Source organism: Halorientalis brevis (assembly GCF_023077655.1).
The window spans coordinates 351,394-371,200 of record NZ_JALLGV010000003.1; the positions used below are offsets into that span (position 1 = coordinate 351,394).

General features: G+C 66.5%; 19 protein-coding genes. 7 read left to right on the plus strand and 12 right to left on the minus strand.

Annotated elements, in window-relative coordinates; genetic code table 11:
* Positions 1–92 precede the first annotated feature (92 nt).
* Positions 93–1,271 (plus strand): Cdc6/Cdc18 family protein, encoded by a 1,179-nt coding sequence (locus tag MU553_RS07215; protein WP_247377178.1) that lies wholly within the window; start codon positions 93–95, stop codon positions 1,269–1,271.
* Positions 1,272–1,286: 15 nt separating this feature from the next.
* On the opposite strand, the gene MU553_RS07220 is transcribed toward MU553_RS07215, so the two are convergent.
* The 7 genes from MU553_RS07220 to MU553_RS07250 form a co-directional block, all read right to left on the minus strand.
* Positions 1,287–2,648, minus strand: coding sequence for an NAD-dependent succinate-semialdehyde dehydrogenase (locus tag MU553_RS07220; protein ID WP_247377569.1), 1,362 nt, complete (start codon positions 2,646–2,648; stop codon positions 1,287–1,289).
* A 338-nt stretch (positions 2,649–2,986) separates the two neighbouring features.
* On the minus strand, positions 2,987–3,955 hold the full coding sequence (locus tag MU553_RS07225) for an ROK family protein (RefSeq protein WP_247377180.1): 969 nt from the start codon (positions 3,953–3,955) through the stop codon (positions 2,987–2,989).
* Between the two features lie 72 nt (positions 3,956–4,027).
* A complete protein-coding gene (pyk, locus tag MU553_RS07230; protein WP_247377182.1) occupies positions 4,028–5,782 on the minus strand; it encodes a pyruvate kinase in 1,755 nt (584 codons plus the stop codon).
* Positions 5,783–5,895: 113 nt separating this feature from the next.
* Positions 5,896–7,320 carry an aldehyde dehydrogenase family protein gene (locus tag MU553_RS07235; RefSeq protein ID WP_247377184.1) on the minus strand — a complete coding sequence of 475 codons (1,425 nt, stop codon included), beginning with the start codon at positions 7,318–7,320 and terminating at the stop codon, positions 5,896–5,898.
* Positions 7,321–7,568: 248 nt separating this feature from the next.
* Positions 7,569–8,522, minus strand: coding sequence for a bifunctional 2-dehydro-3-deoxygluconokinase/2-dehydro-3-deoxygalactonokinase (kdgK1, locus tag MU553_RS07240; protein WP_247377187.1), 954 nt, complete (start codon positions 8,520–8,522; stop codon positions 7,569–7,571).
* A 120-nt stretch (positions 8,523–8,642) separates the two neighbouring features.
* Complete coding sequence (locus MU553_RS07245; RefSeq protein ID WP_247377189.1) at positions 8,643–8,813, minus strand: DUF7331 family protein; 171 nt, start codon at positions 8,811–8,813, stop codon at positions 8,643–8,645.
* 107 nt (positions 8,814–8,920) lie between these two features.
* Entirely contained in the window at positions 8,921–9,163 is a 243-nt protein-coding gene (locus tag MU553_RS07250; protein ID WP_247377191.1) for a DUF8001 family protein, read from the minus strand.
* A gap of 121 nt (positions 9,164–9,284) precedes the next feature.
* Between MU553_RS07250 and MU553_RS07255 the strand changes: the two genes are divergently transcribed.
* Positions 9,285–10,685, plus strand: a complete 1,401-nt coding sequence (locus MU553_RS07255; RefSeq protein WP_247377192.1) for an FAD-dependent oxidoreductase — start codon at positions 9,285–9,287, stop codon at positions 10,683–10,685.
* A gap of 131 nt (positions 10,686–10,816) precedes the next feature.
* Positions 10,817–11,332, plus strand: a complete 516-nt coding sequence (locus tag MU553_RS07260; RefSeq protein ID WP_247377195.1) for an HTH domain-containing protein — start codon at positions 10,817–10,819, stop codon at positions 11,330–11,332.
* Here MU553_RS07260 and MU553_RS07265 read toward each other — a convergent pair whose 3' ends face one another.
* Complete coding sequence (locus tag MU553_RS07265) at positions 11,333–11,707, minus strand: winged helix-turn-helix transcriptional regulator (protein ID WP_247377196.1); 375 nt, start codon at positions 11,705–11,707, stop codon at positions 11,333–11,335.
* A 348-nt stretch (positions 11,708–12,055) separates the two neighbouring features.
* Here MU553_RS07265 and MU553_RS07270 point away from each other — a divergent pair, with 348 nt between their 5' ends.
* Positions 12,056–12,463, plus strand: coding sequence for a universal stress protein (locus MU553_RS07270; RefSeq protein ID WP_247377198.1), 408 nt, complete (start codon positions 12,056–12,058; stop codon positions 12,461–12,463).
* A gap of 240 nt (positions 12,464–12,703) precedes the next feature.
* Here the strand turns inward: MU553_RS07270 and MU553_RS07275 are convergent, their stop codons facing one another.
* The 3 genes from MU553_RS07275 to MU553_RS07285 all read right to left on the minus strand — a co-directional run bounded on the left by MU553_RS07275 (position 12,704) and on the right by MU553_RS07285 (position 16,534).
* Positions 12,704–15,166, minus strand: a complete 2,463-nt coding sequence (locus MU553_RS07275; RefSeq protein ID WP_247377200.1) for an efflux RND transporter permease subunit — start codon at positions 15,164–15,166, stop codon at positions 12,704–12,706.
* A 117-nt stretch (positions 15,167–15,283) separates the two neighbouring features.
* Positions 15,284–15,865 (minus strand): response regulator, encoded by a 582-nt coding sequence (locus MU553_RS07280; protein WP_247377201.1) that lies wholly within the window; start codon positions 15,863–15,865, stop codon positions 15,284–15,286.
* A 93-nt stretch (positions 15,866–15,958) separates the two neighbouring features.
* Positions 15,959–16,534 carry a response regulator gene (locus tag MU553_RS07285; protein ID WP_247377204.1) on the minus strand — a complete coding sequence of 192 codons (576 nt, stop codon included), beginning with the start codon at positions 16,532–16,534 and terminating at the stop codon, positions 15,959–15,961.
* A gap of 168 nt (positions 16,535–16,702) precedes the next feature.
* On the opposite strand from MU553_RS07285, the gene MU553_RS07290 reads away from it, so the two are divergent.
* Entirely contained in the window at positions 16,703–16,900 is a 198-nt protein-coding gene (locus tag MU553_RS07290; RefSeq protein WP_247377570.1) for a DUF7996 family protein, read from the plus strand.
* A 79-nt stretch (positions 16,901–16,979) separates the two neighbouring features.
* Entirely contained in the window at positions 16,980–17,240 is a 261-nt protein-coding gene (locus tag MU553_RS07295) for a DUF8006 family protein (protein ID WP_247377206.1), read from the plus strand.
* Here MU553_RS07295 and MU553_RS07300 read toward each other — a convergent pair whose 3' ends face one another.
* The gene (locus MU553_RS07300; protein ID WP_247377207.1) at positions 17,241–18,083 is read right to left on the minus strand and encodes an NAD(+)/NADH kinase; all 843 of its coding nucleotides are present in this window, start codon (positions 18,081–18,083) and stop codon (positions 17,241–17,243) included.
* A gap of 180 nt (positions 18,084–18,263) precedes the next feature.
* Here MU553_RS07300 and MU553_RS07305 point away from each other — a divergent pair, with 180 nt between their 5' ends.
* On the plus strand, positions 18,264–19,496 hold the full coding sequence (locus tag MU553_RS07305) for a KaiC domain-containing protein (RefSeq protein ID WP_247377209.1): 1,233 nt from the start codon (positions 18,264–18,266) through the stop codon (positions 19,494–19,496).
* Positions 19,497–19,807: the final 311 nt, after the last annotated feature.

The window sequence follows — 19,807 nt, forward strand, 5'->3', positions numbered from 1 at the left end:
AATCACATCACTTTCCTTACTGTACTGCCAACCGAACGTTACGTCCGGTCGTCGCTTCCCCGACGAATGATCGTTCACCGAACACAACGCCGATGGATCTGAAAGCTCGCATCCGCCGACGCCGTCGCACCGGTAACACTGCTCCCCTCGTGCTCGACTACGAGGCGATCAGTCCGATCGCCCACGTGTCCGAGCCGACCGGCCGTGGTCCCGTTCTCGAACGCCTGTTGGATTACCTCGATCCGGTGTTCGACGGCGGCCTGCCGCCGAATGCCTACGTCTGGGGACCGATGGGCGCCGGGAAGTCGGCCGTCGTCACCGCGCTGTGGTCGAACCTCTCGGCACAGCTCTCGGAGTCCCAGTCGGTCATCCACACGACGACGCGCTCCCAGCCGACGAACGCCCCGCAGTTCGTCTACGTCGACAGCCGCGAGGCCGCGAGCGCCTTCGCACAGTACCGCACCATCCTCGACGCCGTCTCCGCGGAGTCCATCCCGGAGAAAGGCATCGGCACCGACACCCTCCGCGCTCGGCTCGCAGACTCGCTCCGACCGCCGGGCGAGAACGTGATCGTCGCCATCGACCACGTCGGCGAGCCCGAGACCTGTGAACTGGCGACGATCGCCGAGCGACTCGCGCCGCTCGATTCGTCGCTCACCTGGGTCGCCATCGGCCGGCCCGACCCGGACGAACTGTCGGCGGACCTCCCGCCGGAACGCATCGAGGTGCCGGCGTACCGCCGCCACGACCTGGTCGACATCCTCACCGGCCGCGCGTCCGAGGGCCTCTCCGAGCGAGCGCTCCAGCACGAGCAGACCCGCGAGATCGCCGACTGGGCCGAGGGAAACGCCCACGACGCCCTGGCGGCCCTGTTCGGGGCCGCCGACCGCGCCGCGAGCCACGGTCGGTCGCGAATCCACAGCGAGGACATCACTGCGGGCATGATGGACGTCCCGCGGCCCTGTAGCTCGCTGGGCCGCGTCGTGGCACTTCCGCAGAACCGCCAGCTCGTTCTTCGCACGCTCGTCGACCTGGACGACGACGCCCGTGAATCCGTCGAGCGCACGACTGACGCCATCGTCGAGACGGCCTCGGTCGATCTCACTTCGGGCACCGTCAAGCGGTTCCTCTACGAACTCGCCGAGACCGGCATCGTCGAACGCGTTCGGCAGGAGGCCGCGAGCGAGGGGCACGGCCGCCCGCCCAGCCGCGTCGAACCCCGGTTCCCCACCACCGTGTTCAAACGCCTCTACGACACCAGGGCGGACTGACGCCGCCGCTGGCGATCACTCGATCCAGACGGTTTTCCGGTTGACGAACTCCTGGATGCCGATCGCGGAGAGTTCCCGACCGTACCCCGAATCGCCGACGCCGCCGAACGGCACTCGTGGGTCCGACTTCACGAGCTGGTTGACGTAGACGCAGCCGGCGTCGATCTGGCCGGCGAGTCGCTCGCCGCGCTCGCGGTCGGCGGTCCAGACGCTCGCGCCCAGACCGAACCGAGTGTCGTTGGCGACCTCGAGAGCCTCGGCCTCGTCGTCGACGCGGTAGACGGTCGCGACGGGACCGAACAGCTCTTCGGAGTCGGCCGGGCAGTTCGCGGGCACGTCCGCGAGGACCGTCGGCGGGTAGTACGCTCCATCGCGGTCGAGTGGTTCACCGCCCGTGAGGACCGTCGCCCCGGCCTCGACGCTGGCGGTGACCTGCTCGTGGAGCTCTTCGAGGAACCGCTGGCGCGCCTGTGGCCCGACGTCGGTCGACTCGTCCATCGGGTCGCCGACGGTCAGCGCCTCGACTTCCTCGACCAGTTGGTCGACGAACTCGTCGTAGACGGCGTCGTGGACGACGAACCGCTTGGCGGCGATGCACGACTGGCCACCGTTCTGGTTGCGCGCCCACGCTCCGCGCTCCGCTGCGTGCTCGACGTCGGCGTCTTCGAGGACGACGAACGGATCGCTGCCGCCGAGTTCGAGCACGGTCTTCTTGAGGTGCTCGCCGGCGGTCGACGCGACGGCTCTCCCGGCCGGGCCGCTCCCCGTCAACGTCGCTGCCTCGACGCGCTCGTCGGCGATGATGTCGTCGACGAGGCTCGACGGCGCCAGGACGGACTGGAAGACGCCCTCGGGATAGCCGGCCTCCCGGAACACGTCCGCGATGGCGAGCGCACACCCCGGGACGTTCGAGGCGTGTTTCAGCACCCCGACGTTCCCCGCCGTCAGATACGGCGCGGCGAACCGGAACACCTGCCAGAACGGGAAGTTCCAGGGCATCACCGCCAGGACGACCCCGAGCGGATCGTACGCCGTCTTGACGGTCGAGCCGGCCGGACTCGGGTAGTGGTCGTCGGCGAGGTACGCGCTCGCGTGCTGGGCGTAGTGCTCACAGCCCCAGATGCACTTCTCGATCTCCGCCGTCGCCTGCGAGATCGGTTTCCCCATCTCTCGGGTCATCAACTCGGCGTACTCCGCCTTGCGATCCCTGAGCACGTCCGCAGCGTTCAGCAGTAACTGCTCGCGCTCGCGCATCGGTCGCTGTCGCCAGGACTCGAACGCGTCCGACGCCCGGGCGAGCGCCGCTTCGACGTCGTCCTCGTCTGCCTGCTCGTACGCGTCGATCTGTTCCCCAGTCGCCGGATTCACTGGTCTGATCTTCTCCATGAATTGTCGAACTCTGTACTACAGTCTCGGCCTTTGTCGAAATAAATCTAACTCTGGATGCAAACGGTTATAGTAACGTCTGGGTTGGGTGCGTCGTCACGTCTCTCGGCCGCGCGATGTCGTTTTGGACGTGATATGTCTCGAATTCGGCATCGCTGACAGTCGCGAAACTGTAACGTAAATCGGTTACTCTGGGGTGTGGCCACGTGCGCGCAGCCGGTCGCGAAATGGTAGTGCGAGGAATGCCGCGAAAACCCACTGGAGAAGCGCTCACCTGCGGATTCGGGACCGGTCGCCTGTACCACCTGCGGCGGCTCTGCTGCGGTCCCTCACCGACGGATTCGGGACCGGTCACCAGTTCCCCCAGTCCGCGCGCTCGCGAGCGCTCCCTTCACCCCGACGTCGTCGCCCAGATTCGTCAGCTGCAGGTCTGGCACGTTCGACACGACCGCGTCGTCCAGCCGGTCGCGAACCGGATCGAGGACTTGCTCGGGGTTGTTCAGGGCGACCGCGCCGCCGACGTAGATCGCCAGCGGCGCGTACGCGTGGACGACGTTCGCGACGCCGATGACGTTCCACTCTGTCACTCGCTCCAGCACCAGATCGGCCAGCGGGTCCCCGCCCGCGGCGGCGAACACGTCCGCAGCGGTGAAGTTCGGGTCGGCGACGGCCATCTCGGTCTCGACGCCTTCGGTCTCGGCGAGGAACTCGGCGTAGTGCGGGATGTTCGACCCGGAACAGTACGCTTCCCAGTGGCCGGCGTGGCCGCAGCCACAGACGAGCCGTCCCGCGGGGTCGACCGTCAGGTGGCCGACTTCGCCGGCGTTGCCGTCCCAGCCGGTGAGGACGTGGCCGTCGACGCAGACGCCAGCGCCGATGCCCGTCGAGATGGTGAGATACACCATGTCGTCGGGGTTGCGGTCGCTGTGGAACCGCTCGCCGATGACCGCGGCCGTGGTGTCGTTGTGGAGGTAGACCTGGTCGCTCTCGACGAGGTTCTCGACGGGGCCGGTCAGCGGGATGCGGTCGATGGTTTCGGGGAGGTTCGCGGGGTCCTGGACTTCCCCGGCCGCCAGGTCGAGCGGGCCGATGGAACCGATGCCGACCGCGCGGATCTCGGTCGGGTCGGCCCCGGCAGTCTCGCAGGCCGTTCGGAGCGAGTCGAGGACGGCCTCGGTCACGGCGATGCCGCCCGGTCCCTGGGGGGTCCCGCGTCGGTCCTCCCCGAGAATCGTCCCGTCGTCGTCCGCGACCACGGCTCGGACGTTCGTCGCGCCGAGGTCGACTCCCGCGTACATGCAGGGCACTGAGGGCGCTGGCACACTTAAGCCCGTTCGCTGGACGTGAGTGCACGCGGAAAATGGTGGCTGCTACTCCGTCGCGTCCGCTCGGTCGCCGACCGTGTCCTCGTAGACGACGCCGCGTTCCGCGTCGAGAGTGACGACGGTCCCGTCGCCGACGTCGGGCAGGTCGGCGTCCGAGATCATCGGCACGTCGATCTCGCGGGCGACGATGGCGGCGTAGCCGGTGACGCCCTGATGGCCGTCGATGATGCCCCCGAGTTTCGAGACGTCCCCGTCGAACTCCCCGTCGAACTCGTCGGGCACGGCCAGGATCGCGCCCTCGGGCACCGCCGAGAGGTCGCCGTCGCCGACGCGGACGAGCGGCCCGGAGACGAGCCCCTCGACGACCGAGCGGCCGGACGCCAGCGTCTCGGCGGCGACGTGGACTTTGAGCATGTTCGCGGTGTCGAGCCCTTCGAGTTCGGTCATCATCCCCGAGAGGACGACGACGGTCTCGCCGGCCTCGGCCACGCCGGCGTCGAGCGCCGACTGGACTGCCGTCTGGATGACCGCGTCGGCGCCGCCGTTCGTGTAGGGCACGTATCTGGGCTGAATCCCCCACGAGAGTGCCAGTTGCCGTCGAACGCGCTCGCTGGGCGTGGCGGCGATCACGGGCATGTCCGGGCGGTACTTCGCGGCTTTCAATGCGGTGTACCCGGACTCCGAGGCGGCGACGATCGCGCTGGCGTCGACGTCCCGCGCGAGGTAGCGGGCCGACCGCGCCAGGGCGTCGGTGCTGGTCTCGCCCGCGGCCGGGACGCGCTGTTCCCGTGACTCGGCGTACTCCTCGCTCCCCTCCACGTCGCGGATGATGCGGTCCATCGTCTCGACGACGCGGGCCGGGTGGTCGCCGATGGCCGTCTCCCCGGAGAGCATGACCGCGTCGGTGCCGTCCAGCACGGCGTTGGCCACGTCGGAGGCCTCCGCACGGGTGGGGCGGCGCGCGTGAACCATCGAGTCGAGCATCTCCGTGGCGGTGATGACCGGTACGCCCTCGGCGTGGCACTGCTTGATGATGCGCTTCTGGATGAGCGGGACTTCCTCCATCGGGCACTCCACGCCCAGATCGCCCCGGGCGACCATGATGCCGTAGGCCTCGTCGATGATCGAGTCCAGGTTCTCGACGGCGCCCGACCGTTCGATCTTGGCGATGATGGGGACGTCGCCGCCGAGGTCGTCGATGTGTTTGCCGATCTCGTAGACGTCCTCGCCGTCGCGGACGAAACTCGCGGCGACGAAGTCCACGTCCTTCTCGACGGCGACTTCGAGTTCCCGGCGGTCCTGGTCGGTGATCGTCGGGAGGTCGAGGTCGACGCCGGGGACGTTGACGCCTTTTCTCCCCCCGAGTTCGCCGCCGTCCTCGACGTGGGCGACGACGACGTCGTCCGCGACGGATTCGACGGTGGTCTCGATGCGACCGTCGTCTAAGAGCACGCGGTCGCCAGGTTCGACGGCCGAAATGGACATCGACAGGCCGATCTCGTCGGACGTGGCGTCGTTGCTGGCGACGAACCGGACGGTCGAACCGGCGTCGACGTGGATCGGCTCGTCGATCGGTGCGGTCCGGACCTCGGGGCCGGCGATGTCGTGGACGACCGGGATCGGCGCCGACAGTTCGCCGCTGACCTCGCGGACGCGGTCGATGAGATCGGCGCGTTCCTCGGGCGTGCCGTGGCTGGCGTTCATCCGGACGACGTCCATGCCGGCCTCGATCAGTGCCCGTAGCTGTTCGCGCGACTCCGATGCCGGACCGATCGTACAGACGATTTTTGCGTTTCGCATACAGGATTCCTCCGGGACTGGGCCGCTGGCGAACGGCCCAGGCGCGTTTGCTGGTGATTGAAACTACAGGGGGATACGTCTGTCCGAATCCGGGAGAACGCCGGGGACTCGGACTACAGGACGATGCTCTTGGTGGTGACGAACGCCTCGATGCTGTAGCCGAGGCCTTCCCGACCGATTCCCGAGTCCTTGACGCCACCGAAGGGGATGTCGCCGAGACCGTGGGACGGCGCGCCGTTGATGCGGACCGCGCCGGCCTCGATGCGCTCGGCCACGTCCATCGCACGGTCGTAGTCCGCCGTGAACACTGCCGCGTCGAGTCCCATGTCACCAGCGTTGGCGAGTTCCAGGGCCTCGGCCTCGTCTTCGAACTTCGTCACGACGGCGATCGGCCCGAACTGCTCCTCGTGGATGAGGCGGGCGTCGTGGGGGACGTTCGCCAGCAGCGTCGGCTCGACGAACTGCCCCTCGCGCTCGCCACCGCGCACGAGGTCGGCGCCCTTCTCGACGGCGTCCGCGATGAGCTCCTCGACGTAGTCGGCCTGCTCCTCGCTGATGAGCGGGCCGAACGTGGTCTCCTCGTCGAAGAGGTCGCCGGCCTCCCAGTTGTCCATCTCCGCGTCGAGGAGGTCCACCATCTCGTCGTGGACGTCCTCGTGGGCGAGGACGCGGCTCACGGCGGAACAGCGCTGGCCGGCGTACTTGAACGAGCCCTTGGCACACTGGCCGACGGCGTCGGTGAGGTCGGCGTCGGGGAAGATGACGGCCGGCGCGTTGCCGCCCAGTTCCATGTGGAGGTTCACCATGCCGCTCTCGCGGGCGACGTGTTTGCCCGCCGCCGAGGAGCCGGTCATGGCGATAGCGTCGATGCGGTCGTCGCCGGCCAGCACGTCACCGATGTCGCTGGCCCGGCCGGCGACGTAGTTGAACGCACCGTCGGGAAGGTCGGCCGCCTCGATGCAGTCCGCGAGGACGGCTGCACTGACGGGCGTCTTCGTCGCGGGCTTGAGGACGACGCTGTTCCCGCCGGCGAGCGCGGGCGCGACCTGGAGCGCGGTCGTCGCGAGAGGGTAGTTGTACGGCGTCAGCGCGAGCACGGTCCCGACCGGCTGGGGCTTGACGATGGCCTTCCAGCCTTCGTGGCCCGCGGTCGTCCCTTCGAGGAACTCGCCCTGGAGGTCGTGGACCTCCTCGACGGCGCGGCGGAACCGCTCGACTGCCGAGTCGACTTCGCCGCGCGCGCTCGAAATCGGCTTGCCGGCCTCGCGGACGATGATGTCCGCGAGTTCCGCCTTCCGGGATTCGATCTCGTCGGCGATGGTTTCGAGCCACTCGGCGCGCTGGACGAGCGTCGTCTCGCGCATCTCCCGCTGTGCGCGGTGCGCGGCGTCGATCGCGTCCCGCGCCTCGTCGGGTCCCGCCGCACCGACCTGCGCGAACGTCCCGCCCGCTGCGAGGTCCGTGACCTCGAGCACCTCGTCGGTCTGGAACTTCCCCTCCACGAAGATGTCGTCCGGATACTGTCGTGACGTGGCCATACGTACCCGTACGGGGTACTCCTGTAAAGAGTTTACTCAATATCGAATTAATATCTATCAATTTGGTGTGGCAAGTTTTATCACACTATTGTCGCGGGAAATGTGGGCGTGGATCGACCGGTCTGGGCCCGCCGCAGTGGCGTATCGGACACCCGGCCGTGCGACTCTGCAGCAAGTGTCCGGAGAAGTGATCGGTTCGGCGTCGCCGGTGCGGTTTCGCGGCGTCGTTGTCTCTCCCTGGAACGCGGCTATCGGGAGATGTCGGTGTCGTCGCCGGCGACCACGCGGTCGACTGCTGCCGGCGTGACGACCGCGACGTCGCCGGGGATGGTGCGCTTCAGCGCTGCCGTCGCCGCGCCGTACGTCAGCGCGTCGGCGACAGTTCCGTCCTGCAGTCGCTTCGCGAGGTATCCCCCGACGAAGGCGTCCCCCGTGCCGACGGGGTGGGAGTCCCCGGCCGTGAACGCCGGCTGTTCGAGGAGTTCGCCGTCGTGGAGCGCGACTACGCCCTCGCTGCCCGTCGTGACGATGGTCGTCTGGAAGTCGTACTCGCCGGCGAGGTGCCGGGCCTGCTCGTCGGCCGGCCCCGACAGTCCGAGCACCGTCTCGGCGTCCCGCTCGGCGACGACGAGCACGTCGACGTGGGGAAAGAGATCGGTCAGCGTCTCCCGCGCCTCGGCCGGCTCCCAGAGCTTCGACCGGTAGTTCAGGTCGAACGTCGTCGTCGTGCCGGCTTCCCGTGCGAGCGTCAGGAGATCGCCCGTCGTTCGCGCGAGCGTGTCCGAGAGCGCCGGCGTGATGCCGGTCGTGTGGAAGACGCTGGCCGATTCGACGCGGTCGGTCGCGAGTTCGTCGGGCGTGGCCGTCCGGACGGCCGCGTGGTCGCGGTCGTAGACGACGGTCGCGCCACGGGGCTGGTCCCCGGATTCGAGGTAGTAGGTCCCCTGCCGGCCGTCGTCGGTCCAGACCACTGCTGGCTCGACGCCGTGGCGTCGGAGTGCACCTGTCACCCGCCGGCCGGGCGGTGAGTCCGGGAGTTTCGACAGCCAGGCGGCGTCGGCGCCGAGTCGGGCGGCCGCGGCGGCGACGTTGCTCTCGGCTCCGGCGGCGTGGACGTCGAACGAGTCGGCCGTCTCGATCGGCGTGTCTCCCGGTGGCGAGAGCCGGAGCATCGTCTCCCCGAAGGTCACGAGGTCGGGCATACGACTACGCTGGTGGTCGACGCTCATAAAAGACGAGGCGGATCGCGTCGCGTGACACGTCTCGCCGCTCGGCCGGGAAAACGGGCTGCGGTCGAAGTGGCTCCGTGATTGGTGGGTGGGCTACCGCCGGTCTGTGACGATGACCGCGTCGTCCGCCTGGACCCAGGCGCGGTGATTCTGTCGGTCGTAGATGATGACGCCGTCACCGGTTTCCAGTTCTGCGAATCGATCGTCTTGCTCAGCGACTCCGGCGGTCTGGGGATTCGTATCGTCCATTGGTTCTACTGACATGGGATGGGCTGTTTTCGTCCGACGATGATACCTACACGCCACGACATTGTTAAGTGTTACCACGTATCGTGGATGGCCCTCGGTCCGTCCCCATCGGTCGTTTGGGGTCACTCTCCCGTCCGGCCGTACCCCTGGTTCTCGATGCACTGGCGCATTTCCGCTTCACTCTCGTGTTTGTGGAGTCGGGTGGGCGTGTCGCAGTAGAACACCTCGCCGTCCCACCGAAGCGTGACCTCCTGCTCGGTTCCGAGGAGTTCCGTCCGGACGACGACGCGGCGGCCGTCGGTGAGCGCCTCGATGAACTCGTCTGCGTGTAGCTCGCCCGCCTCCACGTGCAGTGGTTCGGTCATTACGCTCGTCTTCCACTGCGTGGCCAATCAGTCTGTGGCTGGTCGATCAATACGTGGCGACTGTGTGGCCCGGAAACCAGAGCGGGACAACACTGAATGGGCCGGTCATGGTGTGGTGGATATGGACGTCCTCATCATCGGCGCGTACGGGAGCGCGGGCGTCGCCGTGGCTACTGACCTCGTCGACGCCCCGGAAATCGACCGGCTCACGCTCGTCGACGACGGCGACCCGGGTGGCGGCCTCTGCATCCTCGACGGCTGCATGCCGTCCAAGGAGGTGCTCTCGGCGGGCGCCCATCGGTTCCAGGCCCGCGCGGACCACCGGGTGACCGACGCGCCCGACGTCGACCTCGACGCGGTCGTCGGGACGAAAGACGAGCACATCCACAACTTCGCCGAACACCGACGCGCTGCGGTCGAGATGCTGACCGAGCGCGACCACGTCGAGTTCGTCCACGACACCGCGCGCTTCGTCGACGACCGGACCGTCCGCGTCGGCGATCGCGAGTACGTCCCCGACTACGTCGTCGTCGCGACCGGTTCGGTGGTCAACGTCCCCGGCCTCCCCGGGATCGACGACGTCGAGTTCATGACCAGCGCCGACGTCCTCGACGCGACCGCGTTACCCGACTCGGGCGTCGTCATGGGCTTCGGGTACGTGGGGATGGAACTCGTCCCGTACCTCGCCGAGGCCGGCGGGATGGACCTCACCGTCGTCGAACACGACGCGCGCCCGCTCGACGAGGCCGACCCAGCGTTCGGCGAGGCGCTCCTCGACATCTACCGCGACGAACTCGGTATCGAGATCCTCACCGAGACCTACGAAGAGCGCGTCGAGCCGACCGACGACGGCGGCGTCCGGCTGCACACGGATCGCGACGACGAACGCGCCACCGTCGACGCCGACCAGTTGTTCCTGTTTACCGGCCGTCGGCCGAATCTCGACGGGCTCGGGCTCGAACACACGCGACTGAATCCCGATCCCGGGTGGGTACTGGACACGATGCAGGCCCGCGACGACGAGCGCGTCTTCGTCGCGGGCGACGTCAACGGGAAGGAACCGATCCTCCACGTCGCCAAAGAGCAGGGGTTCACCGCGGCGGCGAACGTCCGTCGCCACGCCGCTGGCGAACCGCTCGTCCCCTACGAGAACGTCCATCACCACGTCGTGTTCTCGGCGCTCGGCGTGTACCCGTACGCCCGCGTGGGCTACTCGGCGGCGGCCGCCGAGGCCGCCGGCCTCGATTTCGTCGCCGTCTCCCGAGAAGCGAGCAGCGACGGCGTCTTCAAGACCAAAGACGCCGCTGCCGGCCGGGCGTCGCTCGTCGTCGACGCCACCGACGGAACGGTACTGGGCTACCAGGGGCTGCACTACCACGCGGACGTGATGGCCAAAACGATGCAGGTCGTCGTCGAGACCGGGATGGACGTCCGCGCGGTCCCCGACCGCGCGTTCCATCCGACCACGCCCGAAATCCTCGACGGGTTGTTCAGAACCGCTACCGAGAAACTCGACGGGTAACTGAAACCGGTTCGTGGTTGTCAATTTCACGACTGAAATCGGGGAGTATCACCGAGCAGTCCGGCGATTCCTACGAGCGCACAAAATCTTTATCGTTCATCATCAAGTCTATCTCAACAGCCGGGGTCAACATGAACGCAGACACCTCACAGGAGGCGGTGACCGTCGATCTGCACGTCCGCTCGCTCGCGCCGCGGGCCGGCCACGCCCAACAGAACGTCGCCATCGAGCGACTCGACGACCTCGAGTCGGCGGACCGGATCGAGGCTTTCAACGTCCACGTCTGGGGCCATCAGATCAGTCTCTCGACTGCTGCCGCCAACACCGACGCCGGGCAGTTCGTCCTCGACCGCGTCGAGCAGTTCCGCTCGTGGGCCGCCGAGACCGGTCGGTCCGTCGATTCGTTCTTCGAGACGCGACGCGTCGAATCCGAGATCATGGACGAGGAGTACGCCGCGCTGGTCCTCCCCAGTCTGACTCTCGCCGAGTACCGCGACGGTGACCTGGCGTTCGTCGCCCCCTGCTCTGACGACGGCTCGGTGTGCACCGTCGAAGACCGCATCGACGTGCTCGCTGCCAGCGGCGTCACTGACGTGCTCCAGTCCGACGACCCCGAACTGCCGTCGGCCGTCGTCGAAGAAGAGTAGTTACGACTCTCTTTCGTCTGCCGGGACGAGGTGGGCCTTCCCCCACGTCCGCATCGCGTCGATGACCGGCCCGAGATCTCGACCCCGTTCCGTCAGGTCGTATTCGACGCGGAACGGTTTCTCACTGATTACCTCCCGGGTGACGATGCCGCGCTCTTCTAAGTCTTCGAGGCTGTCCGAGAGCACCTTGCTCGAAATCCCGTCGACGGCCTCTTTGAGCGCGTTGAATCCCAGTGGGCCGTTCGTGAGCAATCGGTCGACGATGACCGGATGCCACTTCTTGCCGATCAGCGACGCCGTCGCCGTCACCGCACACCACTCCTCGCCCGCACACCAGATCTCCACTGGGTCGCCTTCCTGTCCGTCCTCGCTCATGGCGTGCCGTTCGACAGCCGGCGGTATATAGTCACCTTCTCGAACCTGATTACTCTCCGTTACCTGTCCGTCGTCGGTTTCCTGCGGTACCCCCCGCGACAGACTCGCGTGCGTCGACCGCACACAGTCGCCGCCAGGTTCTTCCTGCGTCGTGTGGTAGTTTCGCCTATGGACCGAGACGACGACTACCGATGTGACGCCTGCGGTGTGACGTTCGAGACGGAAAGAGCCCTCACGCGCCACGTTCACGACGTCGGGTTAGTCGACTAGGCGACGCTGCCGGCCAGTCGTTCTCCACAGTTGGTAACTGACGTGGGAATTTATGAGACGTGCCCTCGACCACCGGGTATGTACGAGGTACTCCTCCCGGTCGACGAGAGCGACGAGCGCGCAACTGCACAGGCAACGGCGATCACGGACCTTCCGGGCGATGCGGACGAGATCCACGTGACGATCTTCCACTCGTTCACCGACAACCCCTCCGGGGCGTCGGTTTCCCAGCTCCAGTCCGCTCGGCGCGCGCGTGACGTTCTGGAGGAGGCAGGCATCGAGTACACGATGGACGAAAGCAGCGGGCAGCCTGCCACCGAAATTCTCGACGTCGCCGAGGAACTGGACGCCGACCTCGTCTGTCTGGGCGGTCGCAAGCGCTCCCCGGCGGGCAAGGTCCTGTTCGGGAGCGTCACCCAGAGCGTCCTGCTTGATACGGACCGATCGGTTCTGATCGCCCACACCGACGAAGAAGACGAGGACTGAGCCGGCGACCGCCAGGCCTGTCGCTTTCTGACAAACTTAAATCCCCACGTATCACCGGGGCAATTTTCATTTCCGTTTTGTGTGAAGTATCTGGTGCCGGTGGGTGGGTGGTACATCGCTTCCGGTCTCTCACCGGCGGGAGACGAGCCCACGTCTCCTCAACGGCCGTCCCGCAAGCACCACGTGCCAGCTTAACCGCGATGCCGTTCCTCAGGCGGCATCCCGCGGTGCTTTTCGGCCTCAGTCTTCCGTGAGCGATTCGTGTGGCGTGGACGTACTGGACTCGCCGCCTGCCATCGGGTCGGCGGATCGTGAGCTGTTGGCCACCCGGTCCCACAGCACCAGCGTCGAGGGCAGCACGAACAGCGAGGCGAGGTAGGCGTAGACGACGCTCAATGCCGTGAGGATGCCGAACACGCCGATCGCGGGGTTCAACGAGAGCCAGAGCACGCCGACGCCGAACACCGTCGTCAGCATGCTCCCAGTCAGTGCGCCGCCGGTTCCGACGATGGTTCGCGTGAGCGCGGGCATGAGCGGTCGCTCCTCGAACTCGTCGGCGAAGCGGTGGACGACGTGGACGGAGTAGTCGATCCCCAGGCCGATCGTGATCGCCAGGATCGTCCCGTTGAAGGCGTTGAACTTCACGCCCAGCACTCGCATCGACGCGACGACGAACGCGACGCTCACCGCGATGGGGACGACGTTGGCGATCCCGAGCGACGGCCGTCCTTCGAGCACCCAGTAGATGAAGATCAGGAACACCGACGCTCCCAGCAGCGAGAGCGCTAAACTCTGGACGACGCCCTCGAACAGCACGGCCGTCGCGTCCTGGAAGATGACCGCGAAACCGGTGGCCGACGCGTCGAAGCGGTGATCGGCCGCGACCGCCCGCGCGTCGACGGTCGTCGCCACGTCGTCGGCGCTGTCGTCGACGGTGTAGACGACGCGGGCGCTCCGGCGGTCTTCACCGATGAACGACAGCGCCTGCTCGCGCGCGGGTGAGTCGAGCAACGCGTCGTAGATCTCGTCGAGATTGTCGTCCGGCACGCCGTTGTCGTTGCGGTCGTTGCGCGCGACCAGCCGCGCGAACTCGGGATCGGCCGCTGCCCGTGACTCGATGACCGTGACGATGCTCTGGGACTTCGCTCGCCGATCGTCGCGTCGGAACGTCGGCGGTGGGTCTGCACCCGCCCGATAGATGGACTCCAGGGCAGTGTCGCGTGTCATCGGCCCCTCGACGTACAGCAACACCTGGCCGTCCTGGTCGAACTTCTCCTCGCGGAAGTTGTAGTTCTCGACGTACTGGTACGACGCGGGCGGGCGGAACGGCTCGGGGAGCGACTGGAGCGGCTCTGGCGTCTCCTCGGCGGGCATGAAGTCCTCCGGCGAGAAGCCGGTCCCGATCCCCGTCGCGTAGTAGCCGACGCCGCCGGTGACGACCAGGACGACGAGCATGAACGCCAGGGGCGCGCGCTTCGCGATGGTGACGCCGCCGCCGAGTGCTCGGCCGAGTGCGGAGTCCGCCGCCCCGAGCGGTCGCTCGCTGATGGTCGGGAGTGGGTACTTTCGGCGGAGCCGGTCGACGTACACCTTCTGGGCCGGCAGGAACACGCCGAACAACAGGAACGTGAACACGATGCCGATGGCCGCGACCAGCCCGAAGTCCTGGGTCGGCGGGAACGCGCTCACCAGGTTCGAGAGGAACCCGATGACGGTGGTCCCGGTGACGATGAAGAAGGCGACGAGCAGCTGGTCGGTCGTGATGCGCATCGACCGCTCGATGTCCTGGTCCTGGGCGCGCTCCTCGCGGTAGCGATTGACGGCGTGAATGCCGAAGTCGATTCCCACGGCGATCAGCAGCGGCGGCACGGCGACGAGCAGCGGGTTGAAGGCGATGCCGGCCAGGCCGAGGAAGCCGAACGTCCACAGCAGTGCGATGACGATGGTCGCGATGCCGAGCAGCAGGTCCACCAGGTCGCGGTAAGCGACGACGAGGAAGACGACGATGAGGACGAACGCCGCCGGCAAGACCAACACCAGCGAGTCCGAGATGGTGTCCGGCTGGCTCCCGAGCACGCGAATGTCCTGCCCGGCGGTCGAGACGACGCGTCGAACCCGGTCGGCCCGGTCCGGGATGTCGCTCGTCCCGTGCGTGATCGTCGCCTGCGCGGCCGCGGCCGACGCTGCCCTGCGATTGAAGTCGTCGCTCAACTGGTTCGTAAAGCCGGGGTTCCGCTCGGCGGCGGTCCGGACGGCGGCGTCGATCTCCGCCGGCGTCGCGCCCTCGATGGCGTCGATCTCTTCCTGCAGGGTGGTCGCGTTCGGGTCGAGCGTCCGCGCGACGACGCCGGCCGGACTCGACGTGGACTCGACCCGCATCCCGTGTTGGTTCTCGACCCGCTCCTGGGCCCGTAATAGCCGCACCATGGTCGGTTTCGAGAGGACGTTCTGACTGTCCTGCAGCAGCGTCGTGCTCGACGTGCTCCCGCTGGTGAAGCTCGCGCCGAAGTCGCGCTGGATGTCTTCCAGCGCCTCGAAGGACTCTAAGTCCTCGATGAACTGGTTCTGTCCGGTCTCGGTCTCGATGTTCCCGAGCCCGCCGACGAACAGGACTGTCAGCCCGAGAAAGAGGAGGATGATTTTCCCGGGGCTGTTGACGATACGGTCGTCGACCCAATCGATCACTCGTTGGTACGCGTCCATGGAGGTCCCCCACCAGCGTTCGGGCGGCAACTGGTATGCCGACCCTATTGGCCGCTCTCCGCTTAACCGGTTTGTAAACTCTAATAAACTAGCTAGAAATTCACTCTGCTCCGCACGTCAGCGTCCGTCGTCGCCGGGCGAGCGGTCGATGTTCCGGTAGGTTTCGACGAGCGACTCGAAGTCGTCGATCTCCTCGCGGAGTTGTTCGGTCATCTCTCGGGCTCTGCGCGCGGTTCGTTTGAACTCGTCGCTCTCCTGGAGTTCGGCGCCGGACAGTTCCGCTTCGAGCACCTCCAGTTTCGAGAGCAGCGAGAAGTACTCCTCGACGCGCTCGGAGTCTGCGACCGGATCGACGTGCCGTTCGAGCGTCGACTCGAGGGTCTCCTCGTCGACCGGCTTCGAGAGGTAGTCGTCGAACCCCATGTCGAGAATGTTCAGGTCGGGATCGACGGCGGTCACCATGATGACTGCGCAGTCCATGCCCTGCTCGCGAAGTTCGGCGAGCACCTCGTCACCCGACATATCGGGCATGCGGCGGTCGAGCAACACGGCGTCGACGCCGTCGTCGATCACGTCGAGCGCTTCCTCGCCGCCGTACGCGACGGACGTCTCGTAGCTCCCCTCGAGGTTCTTCGCGTAGATGTCGGCGATGTCACGCTCGTCGTCGACGATTACGACGTGTGGACGAGAACGACCCACGATACTCCGAGTTCGGAGGCTCGCTGAGTTATAACTTGTGTCACGGGTCGATGCTCACCGGTGGTCTCTCCCAGTGCAAGCGCCCGCACGTCGTCAGCGTCCGGGATGGCGACCGATCTCCCGGAACGCCATCTCGAAGTCGTCGAAGTCCGTCAGCGCGTCGTCCATCTCCGATTTCAGCTCCTCGGCGCGCTCGCGGAGGGCGACGACGTCGTCGTTCGTCTGAAGTTCCTGTGGGGTCTTCTCGGCTTCCAGGAGCGCCAGCTTTGAGGTCACCTCGTAGTACTCGCTGAGACGGTCGTCGTACTCGCTCGCGCTGAGTTGCTGTTCGACGGCACCGAGCAGGTCGTCGCTCTCGACGGGTTTGCAGAGGTAGTCGTCGAACGGCATCTCGATGATGTCGAAGTCCGGGTCGACTGCCGTGATCATGATGACCCGACAGTCCAACTCGCGCTCCCGGATCTCCTCGAGCACGTCGTCGCCCGATTTATCCGGCATCCGACGGTCGAGCAAGACCACGTCGACCTCGTCGTCGACCTTTTCGAGGGCTTCCTCGCCACCGTACGCGACGCGAACGGTGTACTCGCGCTCTAGCTTGAGCGCATAGACGTCTGCGACCTCCTTCTCGTCGTCGACGACCAGGAGGGTAGCCTCCGAATCGTTCGCCATGCATCCCTGTTTTTGTGGCGACGGGTTATACTTTGCGCGCGACGAATCACATCGCCGAGGGGTGGTCGGCCGGCCGCTGGCGGTCGGTTGCCGAACTGAAACCGCACCTTTCTCCCCGGTCCAGCCCGTTCCACTCTGTATGATCGACACGTCCGGAGGTGGGCGGTGATGGCGCTGTCCGAACGGCTGAAGTTCGCGCTGGTACTGGCTGGCGGAATAATCCTGCCAGGGCTGGCGGACTACGCCCTCGCACAGGCGGGCTACGAGCTGCTGGGCATCGTCGTGTGGGTCAGCGGCTATCTCGGCGCGATGGTGCTCATCTGGTACGTCTGGCTGCGCCCGCTGGACATGACGGGCCCGTCGTGACCGCGCCGTGGGGTCGTTTTCGCTCTCGAACGCGTAACGGAAGTTTTTAGGCTGCTACAGGAGGACTCTCGCAATAGGAATGTACGCGTTACCGCTCCAGGTGATCGACAATTTCCTGCTCCAGTACAACATCGGGCAGGCGATCTTCCTGATTCTCGTCCTTGGGTTCCTGGCAGCGCTGCCGCTGAAATCGCGCAAAGTCATCGCACTCCAGTTCATGACGTTCGGGGTCATCTACCTGCTCACCCCACAGAGCATGCTAGCAAAGCCTCACTGGAAGTTCTTCGGCATCGCACTGCTGGTGATCGGTCCGATGGTGTACGTGACCGCTCGCAAGTAGTCAGTCCAGTTTCCCGAGTCCAGCAAAGAAATCCAACGGCGGTCCCGCGACGTGGACCGGTTCACCTGCACGCCGCAGTTCGATGGTCGCCGGCGGCGTGACAGTCTCATCCTCCCGTCCGTCGCTCACCACCACCGCGTGGTCCGCCTCGGACACCGTCACCTCGATGGTGCGTTCCTCGTCGACCACCAGCGGCGGCATGGGCTCTTCGCCCGCCATCTCCGTGATGACGAACCCGTCCACGCCCGGATGAACGAGCGGGCCGTCTTCGCTCAGGTTGTAGGCCGTGCTCCCGGTCGGCGTCGCCACGAGGACCCCGTCCGCGTGCCCGCTCGTGTACATCGCCCCGTCGACGGTCACCTCGAGGTCGAGCCCCTGGCCGTGGCCGCGCTGGGGTCCGAGGATAGCGATCTCGTTGATCGCCGGGGAGAGCGTCCAGTCCTCGCCGCCGGCCGCCAGCCGACTCATCGCCCGTGTGGCGGCCGGCCCCTCCTCGCGGAGCGTGTCGACTTCGTCGCTGACGGCGCTGACGGCGTCGGCAGGTGAGACGGCGTTCAGGAAGCCGACTTCGCCGAGGTTGATGCCCATCACCGGCGTCGTGCCGGCCCCGCGGGCGGCAAAGAGGAAGGTGCCGTCGCCCCCGATGGAGACGACGAGGTCGCAGGTCGCCATCTCCTCGATCGCCACGCCCGGCACCGAGTGGTCGGTTTCGGCAGCCAGATGCGCGGCCGTCTCTCTGTCGACCACGACTGCGCTGTCGTCGGCCCGCAGTCGCTCGACGATATCGCCCGCCAGCGTCGCAGCGCGGGGATTGTCCCGCTGGGCGACGATCCCGACTTTCATCTCGTCGGGCTTTGCCCCCCCGAAAGTATAAACCCACTCGAATCCGCCCACGAGCGGCGTCCGTCCCGCGATTCCTGCCAGTCAGTTCGGCACTGTGACGACGTCAAATACAGGCAACCTTAATTTATCCGCATCCCAACTGCTATCCATGGCCCCCCGGCCGGGAGCGAGTGTTGTTCGATGAGCGAGGACGAATCCGCCGACGACGACTGGTTCGAGAGCGCGCTCGGCGACGACGACGAGCCCGAGGCCTCGGCCGACGACCCGCAGTCTCCCGAGAACGGTGACACTGACGCTGGGGACCCAGCCGACGATGCAGACGACAGCCCGTTCGGCGCAGCGGACACTGACAGCGACAGCCCGTTTGGTACTGGCGACGGGGAGAGCCCGTTCGGCAGCGACGACGCGAACGGCGACAGTCCCTCCGCCGACGATGCAGACGACAGCCCGTTCGGTGCAGCGGACACTGACAGCGACAGCTCGTTCGGTGATACTGCGGACGGGGACACGGACAGCCCCTTCGGTGGGGGAGACGGTGACGCTGGCAGTGACAGCCCCTTCGGTGGGAGCGACGGCGGCGACAGTCCGTTCGGCGGTGGCAAGAGCGGTGACGGCAACGGCGACCTGTTCGACGACGATTTCGCCTCTGCGTTCGGCGGTGGCGGCGGTGACAGCGGTGGCGGCGACTTCGACGACGAGGACTTAGATTCCGACCTCCCGCGGATCAAACTCGGGATCGAAGGCCTAGACGACATGATCCAGGGCGGCATTCCCGAACGCCACCTCATCGTCACCATCGGATCGGCCGGGACCGGCAAGACCACGTTCGGCCTGCAGTTTCTCCACCACGGCCTCCAGAAAGACGACCCCGAGAAGGCCGTGTTCATCACGCTCGAACAGAGCCGCGACGCCATCATGGCCACCGCGGCCGAGCGCGACTGGAACTTCGAGCAGTACGAGAAAGAGGACAAACTCGCGATCGTCGACTTGGATCCCGTCGAGATGGCGAACAGCCTCGACAACATCAGGGCGGAACTTCCCACCCTCATCGAGGATTTCGGCGCCGATCGACTGGTCCTGGACTCGGTCTCCCTGCTGGAGATGATGTACAACGACCAGGCGAAACGGCGCACTCAGGTGTTCGATTTCACCCGGTCGCTGAAGAAATCCGGCGTCACGACGATGCTCACCTCCGAGGCCAGCGAGGACCACGAGTACTCGTCCCGCCACGGCATCATCGAGTACCTCACCGACGCCGTGATCCACCTCCGGTACGTCCGCGAGGAGACCCGCGAGACCCGTACTGCAGTCTCCATCCAGAAGATCCGGAACGCCAACCACTCCCGCGAGACCAAACCCTACGAGATCACCGGCGACGGCATCTCCGTGTATCAGCAGGCGAATATTTTCTAACCACCTTTTTTGCGGTCGGGTGCGCGAAGCGCACCACTCCCGCAAAAAATCTGGACCAAAAAAGCCGGACGCGCCGACGGCGCGTCCGGTGTCTTCGTGAGTGACCGCAGGGAACGAGCGAATGGCTCAGAAGACGAGCAAAGCGAGTCTTCTGGTGAACCGCTCGCTTCGTCGTCACCAGAACGCGAAGCGTTCTGGTTGGCGCACGAGAGCGTAGCTCTCGTGAACGCCGGCGCTTCGCGCCGGCTGCCAGCGGGACCTCCGGTTCCTCCCTGCTCGCGGATGCTGGTGGGCAGTACAGGGCGCATAGT

Excerpts from the sequence above, each read along its gene's own strand:
- MU553_RS07290 (WP_247377570.1), top strand. The coding sequence starts at position 16,703 with ATGGCGCTGTCCGAACGGCTGAAGTTCGCGCTGGTACTGGCTGGCGGA.
- MU553_RS07250 (WP_247377191.1), bottom strand. The coding sequence starts at position 9,163 with ATGACCGAACCACTGCACGTGGAGGCGGGCGAGCTACACGCAGACGAG.
- MU553_RS07275 (WP_247377200.1), bottom strand. The coding sequence starts at position 15,166 with ATGGACGCGTACCAACGAGTGATCGATTGGGTCGACGACCGTATCGTC.
- MU553_RS07305 (WP_247377209.1), top strand. The coding sequence starts at position 18,264 with ATGAGCGAGGACGAATCCGCCGACGACGACTGGTTCGAGAGCGCGCTC.
- kdgK1 (WP_247377187.1), bottom strand. The coding sequence starts at position 8,522 with ATGCCCGACCTCGTGACCTTCGGGGAGACGATGCTCCGGCTCTCGCCA.
- MU553_RS07260 (WP_247377195.1), top strand. The coding sequence starts at position 10,817 with ATGAACGCAGACACCTCACAGGAGGCGGTGACCGTCGATCTGCACGTC.
- MU553_RS07285 (WP_247377204.1), bottom strand. The coding sequence starts at position 16,534 with ATGGCGAACGATTCGGAGGCTACCCTCCTGGTCGTCGACGACGAGAAG.
- MU553_RS07255 (WP_247377192.1), top strand. The coding sequence starts at position 9,285 with ATGGACGTCCTCATCATCGGCGCGTACGGGAGCGCGGGCGTCGCCGTG.
- MU553_RS07245 (WP_247377189.1), bottom strand. The coding sequence starts at position 8,813 with ATGTCAGTAGAACCAATGGACGATACGAATCCCCAGACCGCCGGAGTC.
- MU553_RS07265 (WP_247377196.1), bottom strand. The coding sequence starts at position 11,707 with ATGAGCGAGGACGGACAGGAAGGCGACCCAGTGGAGATCTGGTGTGCG.
- MU553_RS07295 (WP_247377206.1), top strand. The coding sequence starts at position 16,980 with ATGTACGCGTTACCGCTCCAGGTGATCGACAATTTCCTGCTCCAGTAC.
- MU553_RS07270 (WP_247377198.1), top strand. The coding sequence starts at position 12,056 with ATGTACGAGGTACTCCTCCCGGTCGACGAGAGCGACGAGCGCGCAACT.
- MU553_RS07215 (WP_247377178.1), top strand. The coding sequence starts at position 93 with ATGGATCTGAAAGCTCGCATCCGCCGACGCCGTCGCACCGGTAACACT.
- MU553_RS07235 (WP_247377184.1), bottom strand. The coding sequence starts at position 7,320 with ATGGCCACGTCACGACAGTATCCGGACGACATCTTCGTGGAGGGGAAG.
- pyk (WP_247377182.1), bottom strand. The coding sequence starts at position 5,782 with ATGCGAAACGCAAAAATCGTCTGTACGATCGGTCCGGCATCGGAGTCG.
- MU553_RS07225 (WP_247377180.1), bottom strand. The coding sequence starts at position 3,955 with ATGTACGCGGGAGTCGACCTCGGCGCGACGAACGTCCGAGCCGTGGTC.
- MU553_RS07300 (WP_247377207.1), bottom strand. The coding sequence starts at position 18,083 with ATGAAAGTCGGGATCGTCGCCCAGCGGGACAATCCCCGCGCTGCGACG.